Origin of the sequence: Saccharothrix variisporea (assembly GCF_003634995.1) — a bacterium.
Classification (GTDB): Bacteria; Actinomycetota; Actinomycetes; order Mycobacteriales; family Pseudonocardiaceae; genus Actinosynnema; species Actinosynnema variisporeum.
This window is the reverse complement of record NZ_RBXR01000001.1, coordinates 8,430,416-8,455,294: the sequence shown is the minus strand read 5'-3', so window position 1 is coordinate 8,455,294 and position 24,879 is coordinate 8,430,416. Positions and strand designations below refer to the sequence as shown.

23 protein-coding genes and 2 pseudogenes are annotated in these 24,879 nt (G+C 68.2%); 13 read left to right on the top strand and 12 right to left on the bottom strand.

Annotation, left to right across the window (positions count from 1 at the left end):
* Nucleotides 1-598: 598 nt before the first annotated feature.
* The 3 genes from DFJ66_RS38390 to DFJ66_RS38380 all read right to left on the bottom strand — a co-directional run bounded on the left by DFJ66_RS38390 (nt 599) and on the right by DFJ66_RS38380 (nt 3,260).
* Nucleotides 599-1,576, bottom strand: coding sequence for a tetratricopeptide repeat protein (locus DFJ66_RS38390; protein ID WP_170199956.1), 978 nt, complete (start codon nt 1,574-1,576; stop codon nt 599-601).
* A gap of 46 nt (nt 1,577-1,622) precedes the next feature.
* Nucleotides 1,623-2,891, bottom strand: a complete 1,269-nt coding sequence (locus DFJ66_RS38385; protein WP_147459486.1) for an AAA family ATPase — start codon at nt 2,889-2,891, stop codon at nt 1,623-1,625.
* Nucleotides 2,892-3,020: 129 nt separating this feature from the next.
* Nucleotides 3,021-3,260 carry a hypothetical protein gene (locus tag DFJ66_RS38380; RefSeq protein ID WP_121229050.1) on the bottom strand — a complete coding sequence of 80 codons (240 nt, stop codon included), beginning with the start codon at nt 3,258-3,260 and terminating at the stop codon, nt 3,021-3,023.
* Nucleotides 3,261-3,666: 406 nt separating this feature from the next.
* On the opposite strand from DFJ66_RS38380, the pseudogene DFJ66_RS43730 reads away from it, so the two are divergent.
* Nucleotides 3,667-3,909 (top strand): annotated as a pseudogene (locus DFJ66_RS43730) (transposase); the annotation flags it as partial.
* On the opposite strand, the gene DFJ66_RS38370 reads toward DFJ66_RS43730, so the two are convergent.
* Nucleotides 3,878-6,004, bottom strand: coding sequence for a tetratricopeptide repeat protein (locus tag DFJ66_RS38370; protein WP_170199954.1), 2,127 nt, complete (start codon nt 6,002-6,004; stop codon nt 3,878-3,880). The pseudogene DFJ66_RS43730 and the gene DFJ66_RS38370 overlap by 32 nt on opposite strands.
* 59 nt (nt 6,005-6,063) lie before the next feature.
* Here DFJ66_RS38370 and DFJ66_RS38365 point away from each other — a divergent pair, with 59 nt between their 5' ends.
* The 3 genes from DFJ66_RS38365 (at nt 6,064) to DFJ66_RS38355 (ending at nt 12,204) form a co-directional block, all read left to right on the top strand.
* Complete coding sequence (locus tag DFJ66_RS38365; RefSeq protein ID WP_170199952.1) at nt 6,064-6,597, top strand: toll/interleukin-1 receptor domain-containing protein; 534 nt, start codon at nt 6,064-6,066, stop codon at nt 6,595-6,597.
* Nucleotides 6,594-10,301: an SEFIR domain-containing protein gene (locus tag DFJ66_RS38360; RefSeq protein WP_170199950.1), complete on the top strand. Its 3,708-nt coding sequence runs from the start codon at nt 6,594-6,596 to the stop codon at nt 10,299-10,301. The genes DFJ66_RS38365 and DFJ66_RS38360 overlap by 4 nt, the downstream gene beginning before the upstream one ends.
* 1,339 nt (nt 10,302-11,640) lie before the next feature.
* A complete protein-coding gene (locus DFJ66_RS38355) occupies nt 11,641-12,204 on the top strand; it encodes a hypothetical protein (RefSeq protein ID WP_147459485.1) in 564 nt (187 codons plus the stop codon).
* A 256-nt stretch (nt 12,205-12,460) separates the two neighbouring features.
* Here DFJ66_RS38355 and DFJ66_RS38350 read toward each other — a convergent pair whose 3' ends face one another.
* Nucleotides 12,461-12,676 (bottom strand): DUF2399 domain-containing protein, encoded by a 216-nt coding sequence (locus DFJ66_RS38350; RefSeq protein WP_121229035.1) that lies wholly within the window; start codon nt 12,674-12,676, stop codon nt 12,461-12,463.
* Nucleotides 12,677-12,994: 318 nt separating this feature from the next.
* Here DFJ66_RS38350 and DFJ66_RS45350 point away from each other — a divergent pair, with 318 nt between their 5' ends.
* The gene (locus DFJ66_RS45350; protein WP_342777000.1) at nt 12,995-13,525 is read left to right on the top strand and encodes a recombinase zinc ribbon domain-containing protein; all 531 of its coding nucleotides are present in this window, start codon (nt 12,995-12,997) and stop codon (nt 13,523-13,525) included.
* Between the two features lie 656 nt (nt 13,526-14,181).
* Here DFJ66_RS45350 and DFJ66_RS38345 read toward each other — a convergent pair.
* Entirely contained in the window at nt 14,182-15,300 is a 1,119-nt protein-coding gene (locus DFJ66_RS38345; RefSeq protein ID WP_121229032.1) for a HigA family addiction module antitoxin, read from the bottom strand.
* Between the two features lie 155 nt (nt 15,301-15,455).
* Nucleotides 15,456-15,677, bottom strand: a complete 222-nt coding sequence (locus tag DFJ66_RS38340) for a hypothetical protein (RefSeq protein WP_147459484.1) — start codon at nt 15,675-15,677, stop codon at nt 15,456-15,458.
* Between the two features lie 293 nt (nt 15,678-15,970).
* On the opposite strand from DFJ66_RS38340, the gene DFJ66_RS38335 reads away from it, so the two are divergent.
* From DFJ66_RS38335 to DFJ66_RS38315, 5 genes and pseudogenes are all read left to right on the top strand, one after another.
* Nucleotides 15,971-16,225 (top strand): DUF2604 domain-containing protein, encoded by a 255-nt coding sequence (locus DFJ66_RS38335; protein ID WP_121229026.1) that lies wholly within the window; start codon nt 15,971-15,973, stop codon nt 16,223-16,225.
* A gap of 5 nt (nt 16,226-16,230) precedes the next feature.
* The gene (locus DFJ66_RS38330) at nt 16,231-16,833 is read left to right on the top strand and encodes a putative metal-binding protein (RefSeq protein ID WP_170199948.1); all 603 of its coding nucleotides are present in this window, start codon (nt 16,231-16,233) and stop codon (nt 16,831-16,833) included.
* Complete coding sequence (locus DFJ66_RS38325; RefSeq protein WP_121229024.1) at nt 16,830-17,309, top strand: hypothetical protein; 480 nt, start codon at nt 16,830-16,832, stop codon at nt 17,307-17,309. Before DFJ66_RS38330 ends, DFJ66_RS38325 begins: the two co-directional genes overlap by 4 nt.
* Nucleotides 17,309-18,814 (top strand): E2 ligase fold family C protein, encoded by a 1,506-nt coding sequence (locus DFJ66_RS38320; RefSeq protein WP_121229021.1) that lies wholly within the window; start codon nt 17,309-17,311, stop codon nt 18,812-18,814. Before DFJ66_RS38325 ends, DFJ66_RS38320 begins: the two co-directional genes overlap by 1 nt.
* A gap of 498 nt (nt 18,815-19,312) precedes the next feature.
* Nucleotides 19,313-19,723: pseudogene (locus tag DFJ66_RS38315) on the top strand (GNAT family N-acetyltransferase); the annotation flags it as partial.
* A gap of 85 nt (nt 19,724-19,808) precedes the next feature.
* Here the strand turns inward: DFJ66_RS38315 and DFJ66_RS42345 are convergent.
* The 3 genes from DFJ66_RS42345 to DFJ66_RS38305 form a co-directional block, all read right to left on the bottom strand.
* Nucleotides 19,809-20,438 carry a hypothetical protein gene (locus DFJ66_RS42345; RefSeq protein ID WP_147459483.1) on the bottom strand — a complete coding sequence of 210 codons (630 nt, stop codon included), beginning with the start codon at nt 20,436-20,438 and terminating at the stop codon, nt 19,809-19,811.
* Nucleotides 20,439-20,595: 157 nt separating this feature from the next.
* On the bottom strand, nt 20,596-20,859 hold the full coding sequence (locus DFJ66_RS38310) for a type II toxin-antitoxin system RelE family toxin (protein WP_121229017.1): 264 nt from the start codon (nt 20,857-20,859) through the stop codon (nt 20,596-20,598).
* Nucleotides 20,860-21,174, bottom strand: coding sequence for a DUF6247 family protein (locus tag DFJ66_RS38305; protein WP_121229014.1), 315 nt, complete (start codon nt 21,172-21,174; stop codon nt 20,860-20,862).
* Nucleotides 21,175-21,235: 61 nt separating this feature from the next.
* Here DFJ66_RS38305 and DFJ66_RS43185 point away from each other — a divergent pair, with 61 nt between their 5' ends.
* From DFJ66_RS43185 to DFJ66_RS43720, 3 genes are all read left to right on the top strand, one after another.
* Nucleotides 21,236-21,397, top strand: coding sequence for a hypothetical protein (locus tag DFJ66_RS43185; protein ID WP_170199946.1), 162 nt, complete (start codon nt 21,236-21,238; stop codon nt 21,395-21,397).
* 146 nt (nt 21,398-21,543) lie between these two features.
* On the top strand, nt 21,544-22,437 hold the full coding sequence (locus tag DFJ66_RS43725) for a recombinase family protein (protein WP_211351453.1): 894 nt from the start codon (nt 21,544-21,546) through the stop codon (nt 22,435-22,437).
* 120 nt (nt 22,438-22,557) lie between these two features.
* Complete coding sequence (locus DFJ66_RS43720; protein ID WP_246030296.1) at nt 22,558-22,932, top strand: recombinase zinc ribbon domain-containing protein; 375 nt, start codon at nt 22,558-22,560, stop codon at nt 22,930-22,932.
* A 76-nt stretch (nt 22,933-23,008) separates the two neighbouring features.
* Here the strand turns inward: DFJ66_RS43720 and DFJ66_RS38295 are convergent, their stop codons facing one another.
* Nucleotides 23,009-24,199 carry a heavy metal translocating P-type ATPase gene (locus DFJ66_RS38295; RefSeq protein ID WP_246030295.1) on the bottom strand — a complete coding sequence of 397 codons (1,191 nt, stop codon included), beginning with the start codon at nt 24,197-24,199 and terminating at the stop codon, nt 23,009-23,011.
* Complete coding sequence (locus tag DFJ66_RS44715) at nt 24,093-24,749, bottom strand: HAD-IC family P-type ATPase (protein WP_281276678.1); 657 nt, start codon at nt 24,747-24,749, stop codon at nt 24,093-24,095. The genes DFJ66_RS38295 and DFJ66_RS44715 overlap by 107 nt, the downstream gene beginning before the upstream one ends.
* Between the last annotated feature and the right edge of the window lie 130 nt (nt 24,750-24,879).

The window sequence follows — 24,879 nt, the reverse complement described above, 5'->3', positions numbered from 1 at the left end:
CCTGATAGAATCAAGATCGGCACCGTGGGGGCAAATTATGTGTCCGAGGGGGGACTTGAACCCCCACCCGTGGGATACATCCCCACCGGGGGGTCGAATCCCCGCGCCTCGTCACCGCGATGATGTTGTTGGTGCCCGTCCCGCCGTGGGGACGTGTCACACGTAGAACGTAGCACAGACGATCTTCGGTGTCACATCGTCCACAATGGCGACAGCATCGCTGGAACCTTGGCAGGGATCCGATTTGGCGGCCTCTTATCTGAGCAGCAGTTCGGAGTGGACCGTCGAACTGCTCTTCGGAGTCGTGGCGGTTGACTTCGACGCAGACCATTCCAAACCAGCTGCGGGTTGCTCAGCCGCGTGATCGACTGCTCTCGACCGCCCGGTAGGCGTGCGACCGACCTATATGGCGTGACGGCTGGCTTTGGTCGGTGGGGCAGGCTGTGGTCGTGACTTCCCCGCTGAGCTGTCCCCGGCTGGTGCCGAGTCGGCGATCGTCAAGTGCCCGTTCAGGACACCGGGCTCGCCGCACAGCAGCGCGGGATCGGCTCAGGCCGCGTCACAGTCGAGCCGGTTCTCCTCCCGTATGAGCGGTTGGTCAGTTGTCGGACCGTGTCGCGGTCTCGACGTTTGAGCGGATCGTTCTGGTCAATGGGTGGCCTGGCCCCAGCACCCGCTCGGCTTGAGCCAGGGTTGCCTCGTACAGCGGAATCGCCTTCTCCAAGTCACCTGCCGACCGGTAGGCGCTTGCGAGGTTGATGCGCGCCGTCAACGTGTTGAGGTCGTCGAGTCCCAGTAGGCGTTCGGCGCCGGCAGAAGATGTTTCGTACAGTGGTATCGCTCGTTCCCAGTCACCTGCCGAATGACAGGCATTGGCGAGGTCGCGGCGGGCGGTCAGCGTGTGCAGGTGGCCGGGTCCCCATATCCGCTCGCAGTCGACCAAGGCCGCTTCGTACAGCGGAATCGCCCTCGCCCAGTCGCTCGCCGACCGGTAGGCGCGTGCCAGGCTGTTGCGGGCGCCCAAAGTGTTCAGGTTGTCGGGTCCCAGCACTCGCTCGTAATCCGCCAGTGCCATCTCGAACAACGGAGTCGCCCGTTCCGGATCACTTGCCGAGAGGTAGGCCCCGGCGAGATTGTTGCGAGCGATCAGTGTGTGCGGGTGCTCGGGTCCCAATAATTGCTCGGCATCGGACAGGCTCGCCGTCAACAGCGGAATCGCTCGATCCAGGTCACTTGCTGAGAGGTAGGCGCCGGCGAGATTGTTGCGCGAGGTCAGCGTGGCCGGATGATGGGGTCCCAGCACCCGTTGCCGATCAGCGAGCGTGGCTTCGGACAGCGCGATCGCTCGTTCCAGATCACCCGCCCAGTGATAGGCGAGCGCGAGGTTGGCACGGGAGGTCAGCGTGTCCGGATGGTCGGGACCGTGGAGGCGTTCGAGGCTGTGGGAGGCACGGGTGAGCAGCGCGATGCCGGTGTTGATGTCGCCGTGTTGCTTGAGGTAGTGGCCGAGGTGTGTCGCGAGGTCGCAGAGCGTTGCGGTGTCGCTGTCGACGGAGGTGTGGTTGAGCAGCACCACTGCGTGATGGAGAACCACACGGATGATGAACCAGTCGGCGGGCTGATCAGGCTCGACCTGGGAGAGGACGTGGGAGAGGAGGGCAGCGGTGGTGTCGCGGGCGTGGATGATGTCCGCCGGTTGGCGGTGGTGGTCGGTCGGGTGTGCGGGTGACGGCTTGGACCAAGCGGTGCACGGCGATGGTGTGGGTGTCGAGGGTGATCATGTTGTAGGCGGCCAACCTGCCCAACGCTTCGAGCACGTCGGGCTCCGGTTCCCTGGCACTGGTGATGATCAGTCGGCGGGGGATGGCCTCGGGGGCGTACCAGGCGAGCCGGCGCAGCAGTCGTCCGACCGAAGGGGTGTCGGCGAGGCGGTCGAGGGTGATGTGCCAGACACGGGCCATGGTGCGTTGGGCGTCGCCACCTTCGACGGTTGTGGTGAACATCCGTGCCGGATACCGCCGAAGCAGGTCCAGGTAGGCAGTGGGGGTGATGCGGGTCTGGGCGAGGTAGGCGCCCGCCTGCTCGACCGCCAGCGGCAGCCACCCCAACTCTTCGCACAGCCGGTCGACGTCGGGCAGGTCGGCGTCGGGCCACTCTGTCCGCACAACGCGGCTCAACAGCTCCATGGCCTCGCTGGGGGACAGTACGTCGAGCTGGATCGCCTTGACACCCCGCCATCCACTGGCCTGACGACTGGTGATCACGATTGTGCCGGTCCGTACCCGCTCCAACAGCTCTTCCGCGTGGGCGGGCGTGGTGAGGTTGTCCAGCACCAACAGCCACCCATCGTGGGTGGCCAGCCACCGCACCGCCAGCTCCGTGCGCTGATCCGACGGCAGGTTCGCTGTCTGCGGGGCCAGGGTGGTGGCCAGGTCGGCCAGGCCGCTGTCGATCGCGGACGCGGAGTCCGCGGTGATCCACCACACCAGCCTGTACCGGTCGGCGTGGAGACGGACGAAGCGAGCGGAAAGGGTGCTCTTGCCGACCCCGCCCAGCCCGTGGACCGCAACCACCACCGCCCGACCCGAACCCGCGACAGCCGCGTCCAGGCGATCCAACTCGTCCGACCGACCGACGAACAGGTCCGATCCGCGGGGAAATCTGCTCAGCTCGGCAGACGCGGGGATCGACTCCATCGCCGGCACATGCGGTCCGCCGACCACCACATCGCCCTCAATCGTGAGGTTCCCGCCAGCCTGTAATACCGCTGCCTGTTCGTGCGCTTTAGCCGACTGGACAGGCTGTCGAGATGCGCCCTCGTCGCCACTGCTCACCGGAAACCGCCCCGCCACCGCTACGAGCAGGCCACCCAGAGCCAGCCGATCAAGCACACCAGACCCCACACTCGCCCCTACGGCAACGCATTATTGCGGTCACCGTCCCACCAGCAGGTACCGACTGGATGTCCTGTCTATGCCGCGAGCGCATGCTTCGCGGCATAGACAGGACGCTGGGCACGATCACCTCGGTAGCTGCTCGACGGTCTGGTGGACCACCGCGCCGCGGTCGGTCAAGGGATCTGTGGGCACCTCGATGAGTCGGTACCCGAGGTCGTGGTAGGAACTGCTGGAATGGGCTTCGAAATTGGATTCGGTGATCGAGTACAGGCCGGGTCGTTGCTCACCGGCCAGGTCCCGGGCGACGCGCACGGCGAACTCGTCGGCCTCCGCCGGTGTGCGCAACGAGGTGGTCGGTGGCACGGGCGGCACGACCGCCGCTGGTCGGCAGCCCGATTTCGGACCAGAGCGAATCCCGTGACGGTGCTCGTCGGCATGTGCCCGTGATCGTCGTGGCCTGACAGCGACATAAGCGAATTGGCTTGCACCGCAGGGATTCGGTAACGGACGCAGGAGGTCCGACGACCTCAAGGAGAGGACTTGTGGTTGGGGTCGGCGATCGGAATGGCGCGGCGGGAGGGAACCGCGGTGTGGCCTTTCGTGGCCAGGGCCGCCGAACGCCGCCGGGCACGCGCTCTGCTCGCCCGACAACATCTCGAGTCGGCCACCGCACCCGCCGGATCGCCAGCAGCCCCTCGCCAGTAAGCGAGGTTCGAGCGGGTGTTCAGGGTGTTGGAGTGCCGGGCTCCAAAAGGCGGCCTATGCCTGACACAACGGCAATGCACCGCTGCCCGTCTGGTCGTCCAACCGTGCCCGCCACCGACTCAGCCGTATCGGCAACCGCCAACTCAACGCCGCCCTGCACCGCATCGCCCTCACACAGGCCCGCTGCCGCCCTGACCCCCGCGCCCTGCTCGCCTGCCGACGAGCCGCCGGTGACGGCGATCTCGAAGAGGAGCGATTTTTAGTCCCGAGTCGGATCAAGGCTGGGCCGGCGGTTCGTCCCGACTAAGGTTGAGGGACGACCCGAAAACCTCGTCGAGCAGGCTGGTGAACTCCCGCGCCGTCGGCACGCGGTCGGCCTCGAGCGAGGCGATCACCCGATCGAGAGCGACGGGTGCGGGCAGGCCCAGCAGCGTTGTGAACTTGCGGCACGATCGGGCGGCGTGATGGCGGTTGCCGACGGTGAAGTGCGCCTCCGCCGCCTCGCGCAGCAGTAGCGCGGCGCGGTCGACCTGGCCTGAGGCCAGTGCCAGTTCGGCCCGGCAGTCAGCGACGTGGGCCAGCCCGTAGGAGTTGCCGGATCGCAGGTACAGGGCGTGCGCGAGCCCGTGGTAGCGGTCGGCTTCCTCGAGCCTGCCCATTGCCAGGCTCGCACGGCCCAGCAGGCTGTACGTGCTCGCTGTGCCCGCGTCGTCGTCCAGCGCCGCGTACAGGCTCAGGGCGTGCAGTGCGGTATCGAGGGCCTTGTCGAACGCGCCGGACCGCAGTTCCACGCCGCTGAGGCCGTTGATCGCGTTCGCCCGACCCGGTGGGTCGTCGAGCCGGTCGAGGATGTCGAGTGCGGCTCGGAACTGCGCCGTCGAACGCTCGTAATCGCCGTTCTCGCAGTATGCGCGCGCCAGGGACTGGCGGAGCCGCACCTCGACGTGCCGGTCGCCCTCGCGGCGCACCGCGTCGACCGCGTCCAGGTGGGTGCTGATCCAGTCCTGCCAGCGTGCGCCCGTGTAGGCGAAGTTGGACATGACCCACGCCAGTTGCCATGTGTACGGGTGCAGATCCACCTCGGTCGCCGTCGCGATCGCCGCCAGCACGTTGTCGTACTCCTCCGCGAACCACCGCAACGCCGCTGCTCGGTCGGCGATGCTGGGCAACAGCTCGGGTCGTGCGCACGGCTCGAGCGGGATCGCGCGGCGGTGCGGGTTGATCAAGCGGTCCGCCGATGCGGCGGCGTGCAGCTGGTGATTGAGCCACGCGCGCACTGCGCCATCGCGGTGCGCGGTGCCGTCGGTCGTGCGGGACTTCTCCGCCCCGTAGACGTGCGTCAAACCGTGCAAAGCGTGTCGCCCGCCCCCGACCCGGTCCACCAGGTGCCTGCGGACGAGTTCGTCGAGCACCCGCCGTGCGCCGGGCAGGTCGTGCGCGGTGACCGCCGCGGCGGCGCGGACGTCGATTGCGGTGCCCTTGTGCACGGCCAAGTCCCGGAACGCTGCCGCCAGCGGACGTGACAAGTGCTCGTACGACAACTCGAAGACCGCTCGGAAATCCACCGCGTCGGTGAGCCGCAGCGCGTCCAACCCGGTGTGCCGGTCCTGCAACTCGTCCACGATCGCCTGCAGCGGCAGGTCCGGGTCCGCCGCGGCACGGGCAGCGACCACGCTCAACGCCAATGGGTGCCCGGCGCAGGCAGCGATCGCGGTCGCCACCGCCGACCGTGCCGCATCCACCTTGTCCCGTCCCACGTACCTGGTCAGCAGGTCGGCGGCCTCGGGCTCGGCGAGCGGGCCCAGGGTGAGGCGCTCGGCACCGTGGTGAATCATCAGGCCGTCGAGCCGGTGCCGCGCCGTCACGACGGTGAAGCACTGCGGCGACCCCGGCAGCAGTGGGCTGACCTGCTCGCTGTCGCGGACGTTGTCGAGGATCAGCAGCAGGTCCCGCCCGTCCACCACGCTGCGCAAGTAGGCGCCGCGGCCGTCCGGGTCGGGCGGGATCGACCGCGCCGGTACGTGCAGCGCGTCCAGCACCATCCGGACGGCCGCGCCGGCCTCCACGGCGGGTCGGCGCGGGTCGAAACCGTGCAGGTCCACGTAGACCTGCCCGTCGGGGAACAGGTCCCGGACCGACCCGCCCCATCGCACCGCGAACGTCGTCTTGCCCACGCCCGGCGCTCCGTCGACCACGCAGATCCGGCTGCCGCCCGAGGCACCGGCCAGTCGGGTCAGCCGGTCGAGGTGGTCCGACCGACCGACGAAGTGCGCGGTCGTGGGCGGCAGGTTGTGCGGCACGGGGAGCCGGGGCGACTCGAAGACCTGCACTCCCCCGTTGAGGACGCCGGCCTGCACCAGCCCCGTGACCGTCCCGCCGCTGACGGAGTTGTTCGTGTTCACGCCGCTCCCCTCGCCGGACCGGACGATCACATCGGCTACGCTCGCTGACACACAGCGTCGTGAACGCGGAGGAGACGTTGTCCCCCACTGCTTTCATCTCCTATGTACACGGGTCCGCTCGACACAAGCAGCTCGTGCTCGACTTCGCCCGTCTGCTCCAGGACCACGGCGTGTCCACCACCCTCGACCGGTGGACCACAGGCCGGAGGAAAGACTGGTACCAGTGGATCGTCGCGGAGATGACTCGGGCCGACTTCATCCTGCCCATCGCCTCCAAGCCGTACAAGGCGGTCTTCGACGGCTTCGCGGCAGGCGACAAGCACCGCGGTACCCAGGCCGAAGCCGCCGTCCTGCGTGAACTGCTCTACTCCGACCGCCCGCGGTGGCTACCGAAGATCCTGCCCGTGGTGCTGCCGGGCCGCTCGGCGTCCGAGATCCCACTGGTGCTCCAGCCGAACACTGTCGACCACTACCCGGTGCCCGAGTTGACCTCGGCAGGTGCGGAGGACCTGCTGCGGGCACTCACCGGGCAGCCGAAGCACATGCCACCGTCCTTGGGCACGCTGCCCGTGCTGCCGCCGCTGACGTCGTGACGATCGGCGACGCGAGCGGACCGGCCCCGCCCCGCGTGCTGATCTCCTACGCCAAGGACAACGAGCAGCACGTCGGCCGGGTGCTCGAGTTCGCCGACCTGCTGCGCCGGCAGGCCGGGATCGACGTGGTGCTCGACCTGTGGGCGCGCAACGAGCACCGCGACTGGTCCGAGTGGTACGCCGCCGAGTTCGACGCAGCCTCGTACGTCCTGGTCGTGGGCTCGCCGGAGTACCGCCGGATCTCCGAGCGCCCGGTCTCGTCCGACACCGTCACCGCCCTCCAGATCTCGATGCTCAAACAGCGGTTGTACGGCGACCGCGACCGGTGGCTGCGCAAGGTCCTGCCGGTCGTCCTCACCGATGGCCGACTCGACCACCTGCCGGACTTCGTCTCGCCGGCCACGGTGCGCCCGTTCGCCGTGCCTCGGATCACCCTCGCCGCGGTCGAGGAGCTCTGCCGCGTGTTGACCAGCCAGCCCGCCCATCTCGAGCCGGCCTTGGGTGGGACGGCCGGCGACCCACCTCGGGTGGTGGCAGAGGACCGCGCGTCGCTGGAGCCGGCGACCCTGTCCCCGGTGGTGCGGGCGGACCTCCTGGACTCCGCCTTGGCGTGGCGTGGCAAGAGATCCGGAGAAGGCCGGGTGGTGCTGCTGCTGACCGGCGAGGGCGGCGTGGGCAAGAGCGTCCTGCTGGGGCAGTACCTGGACCGCGTCGAACGCGGCGGTGGCGCCGTCGTGCTGGTGTCCGCCGCCAGCGTGCCACCCGCCCTCGCGCTGGACGAGCCGTCGACCGTCGATCGGGCGCTGGGTGTCGCCGCGCACGACGAGTGGGGCGCGGCCGGGTTGCTGGCGCTGTTGCGGCGGCTGCGCGACGCGCACGGAGCGGTGACCCTGCTGGTGGACACCCTGGACCTGTTGCTGAACAAACGAACCACCGCACCCCTTGCCTCCGTCCTGGCCCGAGCGCTCGAGGTCGGCGATGTCGTCTCGACGTGCCGCACGGAGGAGTTCGGCCGACACCTGAGCGACGCGCGGGCTGTGCCCAGGCTCGCCGGTCGGATGGTCGACTTCCCAGTGCCCCCGTTGACCGAGCCGGAGATCATGGCCTGGGCGGGCGGCCACGTCGCCTGCCTGGGTGGCTCGACCGCGGAGCAGACCGCGTTCCTGGAGTCGCTTGCGGGCGGTCTGCGGTCCAGCGGCTCGTTGCGCCAAGTGTGCGCGCTGCCCGTGCGGCTCGCGCTCACCTGCCAGGTGTTCGGCCGGGAACGCCACGTGCCGGAGGACCTCACCGTCACCGGTCTCTATCGCGCCTATTGGGACCTACGGATCAGCCGCGACCTGGCGGGCGCCGGGCGCGTGAAGGAGCAGGCCGCCCTGGATGTCGCCGCGCAAGTCGTGGACGAGTCGGGCGGGATCGCGCTGCGGGTGTACAAGAGCATGCTGGACGGGGTCGACGACAAGGGCCTGCGGATGCTGGCCAGCGAAGGTGTGTTGCGGGACCGGGGTGCATCGTGGGAGTTCTTCCACCAGACCTTCGCCGAGTACGGCCACGCCCGCTGGCTGCTCACCCGGGGCACCAGGTCGGCCGAGGTCGAGCGCTTCACGGCCCGCGTCGCCGGTGGGCAGACCTCGTTGTGGCCGATCGCCACGTCGCTGCTCCTCCAAGCCGACGACGACGAGTACCGCGAGTTCGCCCAATCCGTGCCCGCAGACACGTTGGACGGCGTCAAGTGCCACACCCTGGGCGCCCTGCAACGCACGACGCCCGACGCACTAGCCAACCTGCTGTCGGGCATGTCGGAGCAGCCCGACCGGTTGCGCGTCGCCGTGCCGGCGTTGGGCGACGCACCCGCCCGCCACATCCCCCAATCCGTCACCGCCGTGGGGCACGCCCTCCTGCGCCACCCCGACACGCTCGCCGGTGTCAGCGTCGCGGCACTGGTGTCGTTGCTGGCCCGCGTCGACGACGCGACGCTGCTGGGCACCGCGCTGGACGACCTGATCGCCGCTCGCGCGAAGCTCCCCGACGACGCCTGGGACCACTACGCCGAGCGCCTGCTGGACACCCAAGGCGCGGCTTCCGCGCGGGTGCGCGCGGGCGCGTTGGAGCGCTACCCGTCGGTGGGGCAACTCGGGCGGCGGGCGGTGCTGCGGATGCACCTGGCCCGCGCGCGGCGGCTGCGGGACGCGGAGATCGTCCGACTCGCCCACGTCGCGCTCGTCCGCGAGTGCCCGCCGCTGACTGACCCCGAGGCCGAGGCGGTGGTGCGGCTGCTGTGGTCGTCCCCCGGTGTGCGCGCCGACCGGGGCTGGCGGACCTGGGCCGATGTGCTGTCGGACGACCTGGCGGCGGGCTGGAACAACGGCCAGGTGAAGTACGTCGTCGCCCGCGCGGACGAGGACCCCGTGGTCGCCGCCGAGGTGGTCGACGACCTGGTCCTCGGCCGAGCGCGGGTGTGGGAGGCGCACGTCAACGTGTTCGACCAGCTCGCCCGACGACAACCACGCGCGACCGCGGCGCGGCTGCTGCGCCACCCGGCGCCGACCCACCGCCCGGCGTTAAACGCGATCGCCCAGTGCACCCGGGTCTTCGCCACCGAGTTGGACCGGGACACCCGCGCCCGACTCGCAGCCTGGCTGCGGCCCGCCCGCGAGTCCGAGCCCCGGTCGATGTGGCGGACGGCGGTGTCGTTGGCCACCGACGACGTGGCCGTTCACCGGGTGCTGCTGAAGGAGGCGGCGGGCGCGGAACTGCCGCCGGCGTTGCGGAACAAGCTGGTGCTGTCCTGGTACACGAACACGCCCCGGCCCGCGCTTGACGACCTGCTGGCTGAGCTGCGGGAGCTGACCGGAGACGCTACCGGTGACCTGGTACCCGTCCGCGCTCGCTTGGAAGGCCGGGTGGTCGACACCGACGGCGACGCCCGGGACTGGGTGCGCCGGTGCGTTCTCGACGGCCCCAGCTCCGTGGCCGCGGGCGCTGCGGTCAAGACGATCGCCGACACCTTGCCCGAGCTGTCGCCCGCGTTGGCCCGGTGGGCGGTTGCACTGCTGGCCACCAGGCACGTGGACGCCGCCGAAAGGTTGGCGAGACTGCTGCGGACGCACACCTCCGCCCTCGTCGAGCCCGCACCGGAGGTGGTGGCCACCGCTCTCGACCGCATGGAGGTCGCGGCCCGCGTGGCGGGCAGTACCAACCTGTCGCGGGCCCTAGTGGCTCTCGTGACCGCGATCGACCGACATCGCCCGCTCCCTCCCGCCGAGGTGCGCCGCGTCCACGCGACCATCTGCTCGCGCTTGCCGCTGATCGGCGCGGACGTCGGCCGCGACACCGATCCCTCGGCCGCGTTCCGGGACCTGACCACGTTCACCGGCGCGGTGACCGCGCGCCGCCTGCCCACCGATGAGGTCCGCAGCCTGGTCGACGCGGTGTTGCGCACGCTGGACACGCGCGGCCTCGGGCAGAAGATCGACCACGACGTGATCGGCCTGCTGCGCGGGTTCACCGCACGGGACCCGCGCGCGGTCGACTGGCTCGAGGACTTGTTCGACGCGGCGGACCCAGTCGTACAGCTCGCCATCGCCGAGACGTTCCTGGCCCTCGACGGGGGCGCGGCGGCCGGTGGACGCGCAGCCCGCCTCAAGGACCGGCCCAGGTGCCCGCCCGCAGTGGCGGCCCTGCTGGTGACCAAACTGCGCACGTGACGACCGCTCACGACCAGCACGGATGCGCTACCGGCGCGAGGCGGCGGCGCCGTACGCGTCGGTCGCTGTCGGGGTCAGATGGGGGCTTGTCTAGGGTGATTGACCCGATGAGGCGATAGCCCTCCGGGATCGACGTCAGTGACGGTCAGCTCATCGACATCGGTACCGCCGTCGACGCCCGCCGCATGGGCATCCGAAGTCCTCTCATCCCCGGCTGTGCTACGCGACGATCAACGACACCACCTGAAACAAACCCTGGTTCGCCACAAGCACACAACCGGCCGCCCCCTCCTGCGGCGTGCCGGCGACTATACGCCGATCGGGTGATTTCTGGGCCGACTTTGCGGAAGTCGGATGCTTCGAGCTTTTAGCTCGCATGACTCAGAAGACCTGCGGGCGAAAATACGTCCTCCGTAGTAGCTGGCGTCCTCGTGGGCGCTGGCGCCTTCTACTCGATCACCGGTTCCTGTGTGACCACCACGTTGGCCACGGCCCTCGCTGTGACGCACGCGGTACTGCTGTCGGGGCGCGCTCCCACGACACCCCCGTGACGTCATGGCGCTACACGTTGACTCTGCTTCTGGAGCGACGCGCCCGCGCACCTCAGGACCGGTACGGTCTGTTCGAGGCCTACTACACCACCCTCTACGATCGGGAGATCGGCAAGGACACGCCCGACTCCTGATTGATGGCCGCCCAACGCCGCAACATCGACCGCATCCACGAAGGCACCAGCGCTACCGCTGCACCGACCACGGTCACATGTTCCGGTAGTGATTCCACCGGCGACAGCCCAACAGCAAACGGCGACGGTTGGCATCCGGCACCTGGCGCGACCCACTTCTGCACGAGGTCTCCTCCCGAGCTTTGCCCGAACACGCGTTGGGTTGTTGGATCAGCGTGGCCTCGGCGGCGAGTCCAATGCCGAGGCGTTCGGGTTCACCGAAGGGCGAAGGTTGCCAACCGACTCCGGACACCTCCGCAACCTGCCGATAGCCCTCGAGTGCCTGGCCTCCAGCGCGGCCACCCCCGTAACCGCAGCTCCTCACGCCCAGCAGGCGACAACCGATGCGCACACTCAACCTCGATCACGAGTGATCAATCTACAGCAAGACGATCACTTTCGACGCAAATAAGCAAGGCGGCGCGCACGGTAGCCGTCAAATTGCGCCCTTGTGCGTTACATCTCTTCACCTACGGTGGCGCTCCGGGACATCCGATCATGCCGAAGGCGGTTGACCAGTGGCTCTGTTCCGTCACGACCCTCGCCGATCGACGATGCAACGGCGCTGGCCGCGGGCGCGATTCTCTATGCACACGCTCCGATGCGGAGGACAACATGGGTGCTGTGCACCTGGTGCCGAGTGAGCACGTTCTGTTCATCGGTAAGTCGAACGCCGTCATCGTCCCGGGCGAGCACGGCTTGTCCCGGTTTGCTGCCGATGAGCTCATGCCCCTAGTCGGCCTGGCGGGCCAGGAGGCGATCGGCGGAAAGTTGCACGTCACGAACCTGCGACTCGTTTTCTGCGCGCATCCGTTCAACCGCTTGCGCGGCTCGCTGTCGACGCCACTCCCCGCCGTTACCGCAATCCGACCGTGGCGGTCGGGACTGACCATAGGTGTCGAGGTAGAGAGCGGCGTGGCCACCCAGCGATACGTGATCTGGTCGAGGAAAAAGCTGATCGAGACGGTCGAGAACGCGATCCGCGCGTTTGGTGCCGCCGAGCAGGACCAGTTCGACAGGGTTCGCGGCACGTTGGAGGGCCTGGAGGTGAATCGAATCGCCGAGACGCTCAACTCGGCGGCCCGACAGATCTTTGATGTGACCGGGAGTAGACCAACTGCTCTCGAGTTGATTGGGATCCTCAACTTCCTCGGTCCGGACGCGCCGACGAGGGCCTGACCAGATTGACCTCTGCAGTCGACCGGAAGGCAAGTAGTTTCCTTCAACCCGAGTTACACCGTTCGTTTGACAGGCCCAGCAAGATCGACACAAGGCAGAGAACAACCTGCGGAAACAAATAACCCACGACGGTGACCCGATAGGATCAAGATCGGCACCGTGAGGGCAATTATGTGCCCGAAGTCCGAGTGGTTTGGAGTACCTTCGCAAGAGTAAGGAATTCTCCACTCTTGCTTTCGTTCAGTGGAACTGAATGTCACCGGTTCAAGTCGTCGAGCACCAGTGCCAGGACCGACCCTTCGTGCACCGCGACCCGGTGTTCGCGCATCGCCTCGGCCAGTCCGGGGCTCCACGGTGTCTTCGGCACCGGGCCGCCGAGCGGGACACGAGCCGAAACGACCGCATCGAGGTAGTCACCGGCCACGTAACGCCAAGGCCGCACGCCTCGGTCGAACAGCCGCTTGGCGATCACGGGCGCGCATCCCCACTTTGAGGTGAACCTTGTAGCCGTCCCATCCGGTCTCCCGCCTCATCCCGTATGTGGGACCGATGATGGAGGCACCGGTCAGGGCCGCCGGAGGCGCTGTCCCGGGACGGCGAAGATCGCCCCGGGACAGCGCCTCCGGACGATTGGGCTCTCCTGCCGGTTTCCTGTGTGGCTGTGAACTGCTGTCGGCCAGCGAACGCGTACCGCCGGGTTCGCCGGCCGGCGATATCCGGGTGACGGACGTCGGACCCACTCAGTATTTCGTGTAGCTGACCGAGTCGTAGCGGGCGGTCAGGGTGGTGCGTGGTGAGCGAACACGCCTTCGTCGCCGTACAGCGCCTGCGTACCGCACGCCCGACCCGGGACGGCATCGCTCGGGTCTACCGGTTGGCCGGGTACGTGCACTGCCAGCCCTGCGGACGCCGCATGGACTCCCACTGGGCACACGGCCGTCCCGGCTACCGCTGCCGTCACCGGGGCAGCGGCACCGAACAGGGCGGAACAGCAAACACCAGAACGCTCTACATGCGAGAGGACGAGTTGCTCACCAAGATCCTCGTGGTGGGCCGGGATTTCTCGAACACGGGCTCGAAGGGCAGCGGCTGGATCGTCATCCAGTTCGGCATCTGGCTCCCGCACCTGCCCACGCCACCTCGACCCCGCCCGCTACCGAGAATTGCTCGTCACCATGTGGCGCGAAGCCAAGGCAGCCATCGCCCAGGCGCAGGCCGACCACGTGCCGGCCATCGACCTGCAGCAGCGCAGCGTCACTCTGCACAACACTTTGACCGATGCCCGAACAACGGCGACTACCCAGGCGCGGTCGGCGCGTAGTTCTGCAACGACCACACGCACTTCGAATCCGAGCGCGACTAGGACCAGGGATACCGTGGCGAGAGCGTTGCGAGGAAAGGACATCAGCCTCGCGCTGCGGTTCGGTGTCGGTTGTGGCCGATGCGCTCGACGAGGCGGTGCGCGACGAGCGCGCAAGATCGCGCCCTGCTCAGGAAGCTCGAGTCTAGGTCCAGCACGACCGGTGAACCGAGCTGGCCCAGCGCTTCCGCGGACGCCGACCCGTTGGGGCCGGTGCGCAGTGCGACGACCACGCGGCTCCCGGCGTCGACGGTTCGCCAGTGTCGATACGAGGGTGTACGCGTGGCCTATGGGTCGTGCGGGCGCAGGCCGACTTCTCACCGAGGCGACCGACCGGGTTCTTCATCGATCGCTCGCGTTCTGTTCCTTGGCTCAGGAGCGGATGCTCAACGTGCGCGAAGGGCTGCACGACCTGGCCTGCCAGCGGTCTTCCGGCAAGGCCGACCGAACAGCACCGGGGCGCAACCAGCGGCCCAGTCGACGACAAGGTCACTCTTGCAGACACACCGATGCACCGGCACGTTGCGCTACCCGCTATCTGTCGACACCTCCGGCCGCTGCTGCAGGAACACCTTGACCGTCCGAGGCGTCCCCCGGGCCCTACCACTCCTGGCATGTCAGTCCATCAGCTCATACTTCTCGAACAGGTCCTTGCCGAACCGGTAGTCCTTGAGTTCGAACTGCAACCGGCCGGCCACGATCGCGGGCGCGACGCCGAGCCGGTCCGCGAACGCGCGCACCTGGCGTGGGTTCCACGGGTTGAGCCCGATCAGTTCACTCCGGTACGTGGGCGGGATGAGCAGGTCGGCCGCGAACTTGTTCGCCTCGGCTTCCTCGTCGGAGGATCCGTTCCCGGGCTTGGCGATGTCCTCGGCCTCGATGAACACGCTGCGCTTGCCGTGCAGGAGCACGTGGCCGAGTTCGTGGAAGAAGGCGAACCAGAATTTGTCGTTGCGCTTGCCGCGGAGGCTGAGCTGTACCACGACCTTCGACGGGGAGAGCCAACGCGTGGCGCCACTGGCCCGGCAACCCGCGATCTCTCTGACCAGGACGACCGCGACGCCGGCGTCGGCACACAGCTGCCTCATGCGCGGCTCGAAGTCCGCAGGGGGCAGCACGGTCAACTCGCGCAATTGAGGCAGCACGCTCTTGAGCCGTGCCCGGTCGAACGGCTGGCACCGGATGTTCGTCGCCTCGATCTCCCCCAGGCGCAGCCACGCGGCCATGGCCCCGGGGTCCACGGTGAACGCTGCGGACTTTAGGTAGTTGGCCGCCGGGTTGGCCCACACTTCTTCCCACGCCTCGATCCCGGCGACTCCGAAGAAGTTCAGGGCCTGCTGCAGCGTGCGGGGTTCGTCGGTGTGGTCGGCGGTGATCCTGCCGAGTTTGCGCAGCGCTGCGATCGGCATCCGCCTCAGCCACTCGACGTGGGTGGAGAGCTTTTCGCGTTCCTGTTCGCGGGTCAGGTGATCGCGGTAGCGCGATTCGAGTTCGTTCCAGAAGCGGGCCGGCACACCGGTGACCCGTTCCAAGGTGATCGCGGTCTCGTGGGTGAGCACCGCTTGCCCCTGGATGATCTGGTTGATGTGCTTGGTGGACAAGCCCGCGCGAACCGCCAGCTGCGCCTGGCTCATGTTCAGCGCATCAAGCGTTTCCCGCAGGGTCTCCCCCGGAGGGAGGACCTCCACAGGTTCGTACCAATATCGCTCGGTCGAACCGGCGTGCGTCGTTGCCATCGATGTCACCTCCTCGTTCCTCCGCTCCTCGGGCATGGGAGACGGCAGGCCGCGCGAGCGGACCCGGTCATGCCACGCCGCCTACCGTTTCCGCACTACGCCGGTCTTCGGCGCGGCTTCGCGGCCATTGTGTCGGTTACCTTGTCAATGTCGGGTCAACCCGGCTCCGTGATCTCGACGACAAGCAGGCGCTCCACCCGTTCGAGGTCGATCGTGCCGTCAGCACGCCGGGGCGCGGGGGCGTCGTCGACGAACACGACCATCTGCCGGCCACCGCCGAGGTCCAGGACGAACCGCTCATCCGCGCCCGTGACGAGCGGCCCCCAGCGCACCTGGGGCAGGCTGACAAGTTCGGCCAAAGACGACGCGGCGATCATCTGGTCGAGTCTCAGACGGATCTTCCGAGCGCCTTCCGAGCCCCACTGTCGACGCGTTTGCGCAGGTGAGGAGCACGTCTTGGCCATCCGCAACGAGGCGAAGCCGACCTCCATCACCACCCCAACGTCTAAAGTCGTGTACCCACCAGGTGCATGGTTTGATATCGTGTACCTGACAGGTAAACGATACTCGATGACGGTGACTGCGCACAGCGCGGTCACCCGATCGCCGAGGGCGCACCCGAGCGGCACCCCTGGATCGTCGCCTGAACCGATCGACGAGGAGGCAGGCGATGCCCGACAATGTGGAGCTCCTGGTGGTGGTCAACGGCACCCCGACGACCGTGGAGGCCAACCTTCACGCCCCGCTGCGCAGCATCATCGGCAGGGCGCTCGCGCAGACCGACAACAGCGGCCAGCCGGTGGAGAACTGGGAGCTGCGGGACAACGCGGGCGGGGTCCTGGACCTCGACGCCAAGATCGGCAGCTTCGGCTTCGGCGTGGGCACGCGGCTGTTCCTCAACCTGCGCGCCGGGGTCGGCGGCTGAGCTCCGTGGCCGCACCCGTCGAGCAGCAGTACGTCGACCCGGAGGTCTCACGCCGGAAGTTCGACCGCCAGGTGGCCGACTTCCGCGCGCTGGAGCGCGACTACCAGGCCAAGGGCTGGTTCCTGGTCGACGCCACGTTCCCCGATGTGTTCGTGGTGATGGCAGCCCGGCAGGTCTCTCCCCCGGCGCTGGTGACCGGAGTGCTGATCGACTACACCAACTACGACGTCCGGCCGCCCTCGGTACGGCTGGCCGACCCGTTCACGCGCGAGCCGTACCGAACGGGGCAGCTGCCCACCACGCTGAGGCGGAGCACGGGCAAGATCCATTCCATCACCCCGGACGGCAGGCCGGTGATGGAGGCCGAGACCTTGATGCAGGGCTACTCGCCCGACAGCCTGCCCTTCCTGTGCCTTCCCGGTGTGCGGGAGTACCACGACCACCCCGGCCACAGCGGTGACGCATGGGAACTCCACCGGGCAGCAGGCGCCGGTACCCTGGTCCGCCTGCTGGAGGTCATCCACACCTACGGCGTCGCACCCGTGGCCGGGTGGCAAGTGCAGTTCAACCCGAGGGTGGGCTTCGACCCGGGGGTGCCACCACTGTGAGGCTGGCCGATGTCCGGCGTTTCGACGTCCCGGCAGAGATCGTCACGAAGACCGAGGACGCGGTGCGCGGTGCCGGGGCCGAGGGCTACGAGTTGTTCGTGCTGTGGACCGGCGTGCTTTCCGGCGAGGTGTTCACCGTCAGGACACCGCACGTCCCGAAGCAGACGTCCTACCGCCTGGAGGCGGGACTGTGCGTCCGGGTCGACGGAGACGAGCTGCACCGCCTCAACCGGTGGCTTTACGAGGCCAGCGAGGTGCTCGCCGTCCAAGTGCACACCCACCCGACCGAGGCCTACCACTCCGACACCGACAACACCTACCCCATGGTGACCCAGGTGGGCGGCCTGTCGATCGTGCTGCCGCACTTCGGGGCAGGCGGCTTCACCGACCCCGGCGTCGCCACCTACCGACTCGCCCCCGCGGGCTGGCAACGACTCCACGACCACGCCGCCCGCCGATTGGTACAGGTGATCTGATGCCGCTGGCCGACTACCACCGCCGCGCCGCAGTCGCGGCCTCCCAGGTGATCGCCGGGTTCGACGAGCAACTGTTCGAGGCCGCCCTGGAGAGCACCGGAATCGGCCTCGCTCTCGGCCGCGACGCCGCCAATACCCGCGAGGGCCGGGCGCTGGCCGATCTCACGGTCCGGCTGCTCGCCCGGCTCTACCCCACCCTCGCCCTCGTGTCCGGCCCCGGTGCGGAGGCCCTGTGCACCGAGCTGAGCACGCTCGCGAGGGCGGTCAACCCGAAGATCACCATCACCGACCACGCCGCCGTGGGCATCGCCATCGGCCTCGACGCCCCCGCTTTCGAGCGGACCTTCCACGCAGGGTCCGACGCCTGGACCGCCCTGCTGTCATCCCGCGCTCCCCAGCCCGTCGGCGACAGCGCAATCCCGTTCGGTGCCGGTGCCGCCGCGTGCTTCGCCGCGGCGGCGATCTTCCGGAGCGTGTTGATGGGCGAGCCGGATCCCGTGCCCGACGACCTCACGGTGTCGTGCCTGGACGGCATCGACCCGATCGCTCCCAAGGTCCCCGAGAACGGATGGGCGCTACCGGGGTCCACAGTACTGGTCGGGTGCGGAGCCGTGGGACAGGCAGCGGTGTGGGCGCTGGGCCGCAGCCCCCTGCGGGGCGACCTCGACCTCGTCGACCATGAGTCGGTCGAGTTGAGCAACATCCAGCGCTACGTCCTCACCACGCGGGCCGACGAGAACGCCGGGAAAGCCGAACTGACGGCCGCAACCCCCACCGTCGGCTTGACCTTCCACAGCCACCCCGAGGAGTGGGCGAGCTTCACCGCTGCCCACGGCTACCGCTGGGAGACCGCGCTGGTCGCCGTGGATTCGGCAGCGGCCCGACGCGCCGTCCAAGCCTCGCTACCGCGCTGGATCGCCAACGCCTGGACCCAACCCGGTGACCTCGGCGTGTCCACCCACGCGTTCCTCACCGGCGCGTGCCTGTCCTGCCTGTACCTGCCGACCGGTCAAACCCCCAGTGAGGACGCCGTCGTGGCTTCGGCTCTGGGCGTCGACCAGTTGGTCCGGGAGGTGCGGACGTTGCTGCACTCCCGCGCCCCGATGCCCCCGGACGTGCTCGATGCGATCGCCACCGGCCTCGACGTACCGCGGGATGCCTTGGCCCGGTTCGAGGGGCGCCCCATCCGCGAGCTGTACGTGGAGGGGGTCTGCGGTGGCAGTGTCATCCAGCTGGGACAGGCCGGGCGCCCGCGACAGGACGTGCACGTACCGTTGGCCCACCAGTCCGCTCTCGCCGGGGTCCTGCTGGCGGCCCGGCTGGTCCGCAGGGCGGCGGGGATCGAGCCTGGCGGGACGCAGATCACCGGCTTCGACATCCTGCGGAGCCCGGCCGCGCACCCCACCCGACCGGCCCTGAAGGACCCCCGCGGCACCTGCGTCTGCCAGGACTCCGACTACCTGCACGTGTACCGGGTAAAATGGCCGACCGAGCCGGCCAGCTGAGCGACACCTGCTGCACCTTCCGCAGCACCAGGATTCGCTCATGGCGGTGCTCCGAGTTGTCCGGCGGGCTGGGCGATCATGTGGCGCACGAGTAGTAGCACGAGGACCGGTCGTCGGGCCGTAATGTCCTCGCCTACCCGGCGGCCTTCCCGGATGCACTCTTTGCCCTGTCCACCGGCCTGTGGAAGTCCTGGTAGCGGCAGGGTGACCAGGTCAGACAAAAACAAGTCACGGCTCTCGCGGAGGGTGCGGTAAAGGGCGGCGAAGGCCGTGCTCAGGTCGCATGGTCCAAGCGGGAACGCTTGGGCGGGCGGGTGCCGCCGATCCGATTCGGTGCGTTACATACAAAATTCACCGGGTGCATGAAGTGAAGTTGTCCGACGGGATCACCCTGTCCCCGCTGCGCCCGGACGATGCAGAGGCACACCTCGCGGGGAGGACGAGCCGCTCGTTCGCTGGCTCAGCGGCGGTCCCGGCACACGCGAGGGCGTCGAAGCCTACATACGGCACTGCCAGGAGCAGTGGGACACAGCCGACCCGCTCCGCGCTTTCGGCATCCGGGTCGGCACAGACGAGACGCTCGCCGGGACGATCGACCTGCGGTTCACGGCAGAGGGCTTGTCTCCCGGCCAGGGGAACGTCGCCTACGGCCTCTACCCGTCCTGGAGAGGACGCGGCCTGGCCACCCGCGCGGTCCACCTGCTCTCCCGATACGCCGCAAGTGAAGGTGGGAAGCAAGCCGTCATCCGAGTAGAGCCGGAGAACACCGCATCAGCCTCAGTCGCCCGCCGGGCCGGATTCACACCCGGCAAGCACACACACGGCGAAGACGGGACACGGCTCGACTGGTACATCCGAGACTTGCGCATCGATACCCGGAACGACCCTGGTGCTCCCAAGCCGGCATGAGAGCGTTCTGCGACGCATGATCAGCGATTACGGCACAGCCCTTACTTCGGTTGCTCCGTCGGTTTTGCGTGCTCCTTGAGTTTGATCACTTCTGACCCGAACCGGATTCCTTGCCATCTGACAATTTCCAGACGGTGCGACGCGAATCCTCGGACATCAAATAGAACCATCCACCGACAATCAGAACGAGAAGAAAGACGGATACCGCAAGAAGGATGCACGCTACCGGCTCGTACTCTTTTGGAATCTTATAGGGTGAGCGTATTATTACGGTCGCCACCAGCAGGACTGGAAGAATGTTGACTATCGTAAATGTTGCCTGGCCGACCGCATGTCCCCCTAGGGCGCCATACTTACTGCTGAGGGCCCAGGTGTAGCGATTGTAGGCAAGGAGTCTAATCGGCGCTTCAGCAACACCCTCGTCGACCGAAATCTTTTCCTCTCCACATATCTCCCGCTCAAGCGCCTCCATGTACCTGCGCCTAAGACTTCCCACTGCACCCTGATAGGCATAATAGACCAGCATGGCGATTGCGAAGAAGGGCGAGAATATCCACACCTGCCAGGAGGCGGGGTCGGCGACGAAAGTTATCGTTACAATTACCCCAAGTGCCGTCGAGGTTAATGTAGGGATCGTTGCCCAAAAGTTTCGCTCATCCTGCCGCTCCAAGTCATAAGCCTTTAGAAGTATCTCCAATCTATCCTTCTCTGTCATTTTGGGTGACCCTTCTGTGGATACTCATGTTCCGTCAACCCGAGATCATCGATGACTGTCTACTGCCAGCTCGACGTCCGCGCCACTTGTTAGAGTTCCTGGTTGGCATAACTGCAGCTCATTCCACCAGGCCAGGAAGGGCTCACAGCTCCGGGGGTCAGCCGAGGTCTTCCAGCCAGAGCACGCGTTCGATGATGACCCGTTGCTGCTGTTCGAGGATGATGTAGATGACGAGGCCGTGGCCGAAGCCGTAGATGAGTTGGCGTAGGGCGCCGTCGGGGTTGGCGCGGTGGTAGGGCTCGCCGTGCCAGGGTTCGTGGGTCAGCAGGGTCATCGCCTCGGCGAACGGGGTGGCGGCTTCGGCGGGCAGCGCGTGGACCTGGTCCCAGACCTCGTCCGGGAATTCGATCGTGTAGGTCACCTACAGGCCGCGTTCCGTTCGCAGTTCGTCCCAGGTGCGCAGCCGCGGCGGGGTCTGGCCGGTGAGGGTCTGGTCGACGCGGGCGAGCATGCGTCGGTGGGCGGCGGGATCGTGGCGGGTGATGGTGGCGATGCGCCACCAGTGGTCGAGCACGTCGCGGACCGGTTGCAGGCTGGACTGCTCCACGGCCTGGCCGAGGGCGTGGCGGCAGTCGGCGTCGAAGGCGTCGCGTTCCTCGGGCAGCAGCGCCGCACGGATCGCCTCGGGAGTCTTGGCGATCTCCGGGTGCGGTTCGTGTGCGGCGGCTGCGGTCACACCGACACGATAGCGCCACCCCCGCCGTCCGGCGCGGCCCATCGGTGAAGAGTCACTCGCCATGGCGCTCGTGGTGGACGGCGGGGCGACATCGAGGTTCGCCGGGCAGGCTGTCGAATCGGACATCCAGAACCCACCGATCGTGTCGGACCGCCGTGCCGGCATCCACGACCAGCTCGTTTGGGGCGGTTCTGGCGGCATCCGCCCAGCGGCGATGGCTTAGTGGTCACCTGCACGCGGGTAGAGACAGCAGAACTGTTCGGAGGCACGCCCTGCTCCATGCGGGTGTTCGTCGGGCTGTCGCTGTCATGGTCGTGGGTGGGTGCGGTCCCAGGGGTGTCGTGTCCCTTGACCGAAGGTGTGGCACCCATGACGACCAGCGCTTCCAAAGATGATCAGGGCTTGTTGGACTGCTGGTTGCAGAGCAGGCAGCGTGAGGGTGAGCGGAGGCGTTCGCGCGACCCGCACGTTCACCTCGGGTTGCGGTTTGCGTTCTACGGGCGGATGTCGACCTCGGAGTACCAGGACCGGCGCTCCTCGCGGTTGTGGCAGCGGGAGGTCAGCGAGCGCTTGGTCGCCGGGCACGGGACGATCGTGGCTGAGTTCTTCGACGAGGGCGCCTCCCGACGACGCCGATGGCCCAACCGACCCGAGGCCGCCCGCCTGCTGGACGCGCTGGCCGACCCGGACCGCGGGTTCGACGCCATCGTGGTCGGTGAGTACGAGCGGGCGTTCTGCGGTCGACAGTTCGACGAACTGGTGCCGCTGCTGCACGCGGCCGGGGTGCAGGTGTGGTTACCCGAGGTCGGTGGCCGGGTCGACCTGGACGACGGCGAGCACCGCCGGTTGATGGCTTTTCTGGGGGCGCAGTCGGAGCGGGAGGTCATCCGGGCTCGTAACCGGGCGCTGGCGGCGATGAAGGCCCAGGCCGAACTGGGCCGCTATCTGGGCGGCCGACCCCCGTACGGGTACGTGCTGGTCGACGGCGGACCGCATCCCAAGCGTGCCGACGCACGGTGGGGGCGGCGGGCGCGGAAGCTGGCACCGGACCCGCGGACCGCGGGGCACGTCAGGTGGATGTTCACCCGCAGACTGGAGGGGATGTCGCTGGCCGGGATCGCCCGGGAACTCAACGACCGCGGCGCGCCCTGCCCGTCCGCCGCCGACCCGGGACGCAACCAGCACCGCTCGGGCGACCGGTGGAGCGTGCAGTCGGTGCGGACCATCCTGGACAACCCCCGCTACACAGGCCGCCAGGTATGAAACCGGATCGGGACCGATCGGGACGAGGTCAACCTCCGCACAGGACGTCCGGGACAGGTACCGAACCTGCCCGGGGAGTGGGCGGTCTCGCCGGAGGTCGTGCACACGCCGCTGGTGAGCATGCAAGACTTCATCGACGCGCAGCGGGTGCGTGCCCAGCGCCCCACTGACGAAGGCGGTCGACGCGACTACCTGTTGGCGGGCGTGGTGATGTGCGGAGTGTGTGGGCGGCGGATGGACGCGCACTGGGTACACGGACGCCCCGGCTACCGGTGCCGTCACGGCTACGGAAGCGCACGCCCGCGCCCGGACGACGGCCCCAAGCCGCTCTACTGGCGCGAAGACAGCCTCATGAAGCACATCGCGGACGCCACGGCACCCCCACAACCGGATTCTATTGTTACTGCCACCGCCTCCAGCGCGGAACTGCACGAGCAACACGTCGTCGTGCTGTGCTGGCGCGACGCGGTCGAACTTCACCGAAAGTCTTCCTAACCCACTCTGTTCGATGCGCGCGACCCACCACACCTTGCGCGATTCGACAGGAGTGCTCATCGTCGACTCCTCCCTCTCACTTCCACGCTGGACGGACGGTAGGCGTTGGGACAGAAGCGGAAGACCCTGCGCTGGAACCCGACGGTCCCTGATACCGGCGGGTCCGCCGCGGGGAGGGCGGTGGCACCGACCGGTGGCGGCGGAGCCGGTTGGCGTTGGCGACGACCGAGAGCGAGCTCAGCGCCATCGCGGCGGCGAGCATCGGGCTCAGGCGCACGCCGAGGAAGGGGTAGAGGACACCGGCGGCGACGGGGATGCCGATGGCGTTGTAGATCAGGGCGAAGAACAGGTTCTGGCGGATGTTGCGCATGGTGGCGCGGGATAGGCGGATGGCGGTGACCACGCCGTTCAGCGAGCCGGAGACGAGGGTGATGTCGGCGGACTCGATGGCGACGTCGGTGCCGGTGCCGATCGCCAGCCCGATGTCGGCCTGGGCGAGGGCGGGGGCGTCGTTGATGCCGTCGCCGACCATGCCCACGCGGCGTCCTTCGGCTTGCAGGCGCCGGATCTCGTCGGCCTTGTGCTCGGGCAGGACTTCGGCGAGGACGCGGCGGATGCCAACCTGGCGGGCGATGGCGGCGGCGGTGCGGGGGTTGTCGCCGGTGAGCATGACGACGTCCAGGCCGAGGCGGTGCAGTGCGGCGATCGCGGCGGCGGAGTCGGCCTTGACCGTGTCGGCCACGGCGAGCACGCCCGCGGGACGGCCGTCCACCGCGGCCAGGACAGGGGTCTTGCCCTGGGCGGAGTACTCCGCGACGACCGCGTCGAGCGCGGTGGTGTCGATGCGGGCGTCGGCGAGCAGCCTGTGGGTGCCCACCAGCACGGCGTGGCCGTCGACGGTGGCCTGCACGCCCTTGCCGGTGATCGAGTCGAACGCGGACGCGGTGGTTGTGGCGACAGCACGGCCGTGTGCGGCGGCGACGATCGCGGCGGCCAGGGGGTGCTCGCTGTCGGCCTCGGCGGCGGCCACGCGGGTGAGCAGGTCGTCCTCGGTGACCGTGCCGGTGGTGTGGATGTCGGTGAGCGCGGGTTTGCCGGCGGTGAGGGTGCCGGTCTTGTCCAGCACGACGGTGTCGAGGCGGTGCGCGGTCTCCAGGGCTTCAGCGGAGCGGATGAGGATCCCGGCCTGTGCGCCCTTGCCGGTGCCGACCATGATCGACAACGGGGTGGCCAGGCCCAGCGCGCAGGGGCAGGCGATGATGAGCACCGCTACCGCGGAGACCAGCGCGAGCGTGAGCGCCGGCTCCGGGTCCGGCCAGGTACCAGACGGTGAAGGCGGCGACGGCGACGGCGATGACCGCGGGCACGAAGTAGGCGGACGCGGCGTCGGCCAGCCGCTGGATCGGGGCCTTGAATGCTTGCGCTTGACGGACCATGCGGATGATCTGGGCGAGCATGGTGTCCGCCCCGACCTTGGTCGCCTCGACGTGCAGGGACCCGGTGGTGTTGATGGTGGCGCCGATGACGGTGTCGCCGGCGTGTTTGATGACCGGCATGGGTTCACCGGTGACCATCGACTCGTCCACTGCGGACTGTCCAGACAGGACGGTCGCGTCGACCGGGACCTTCTCGCCGGGGCGGATCACGACCTGGTCGCCCACGACCACCTCGGCGACCGGGATCTCGGCCTCGGTGCCGTCGCGGAGCACGCGGGCGGAGCGGGCTTGAAGGCCCAGCAGCGCGCGGATCGCCTCACCGGTACCGGCTTTGGCACGGGCCTCCAGCAGCCGGCCGAGCAGGATCAGGGTGATGATCACGCCGACGGCTTCGTGATGTTACGAATCGGCAAACTGCAAGACCATGTGCCTGCCCACACACTTGGACACAGTCCACATGTCGCCCACCACACACAGTGCGACGCGACCGAATGTGTGGTCACAGACATGG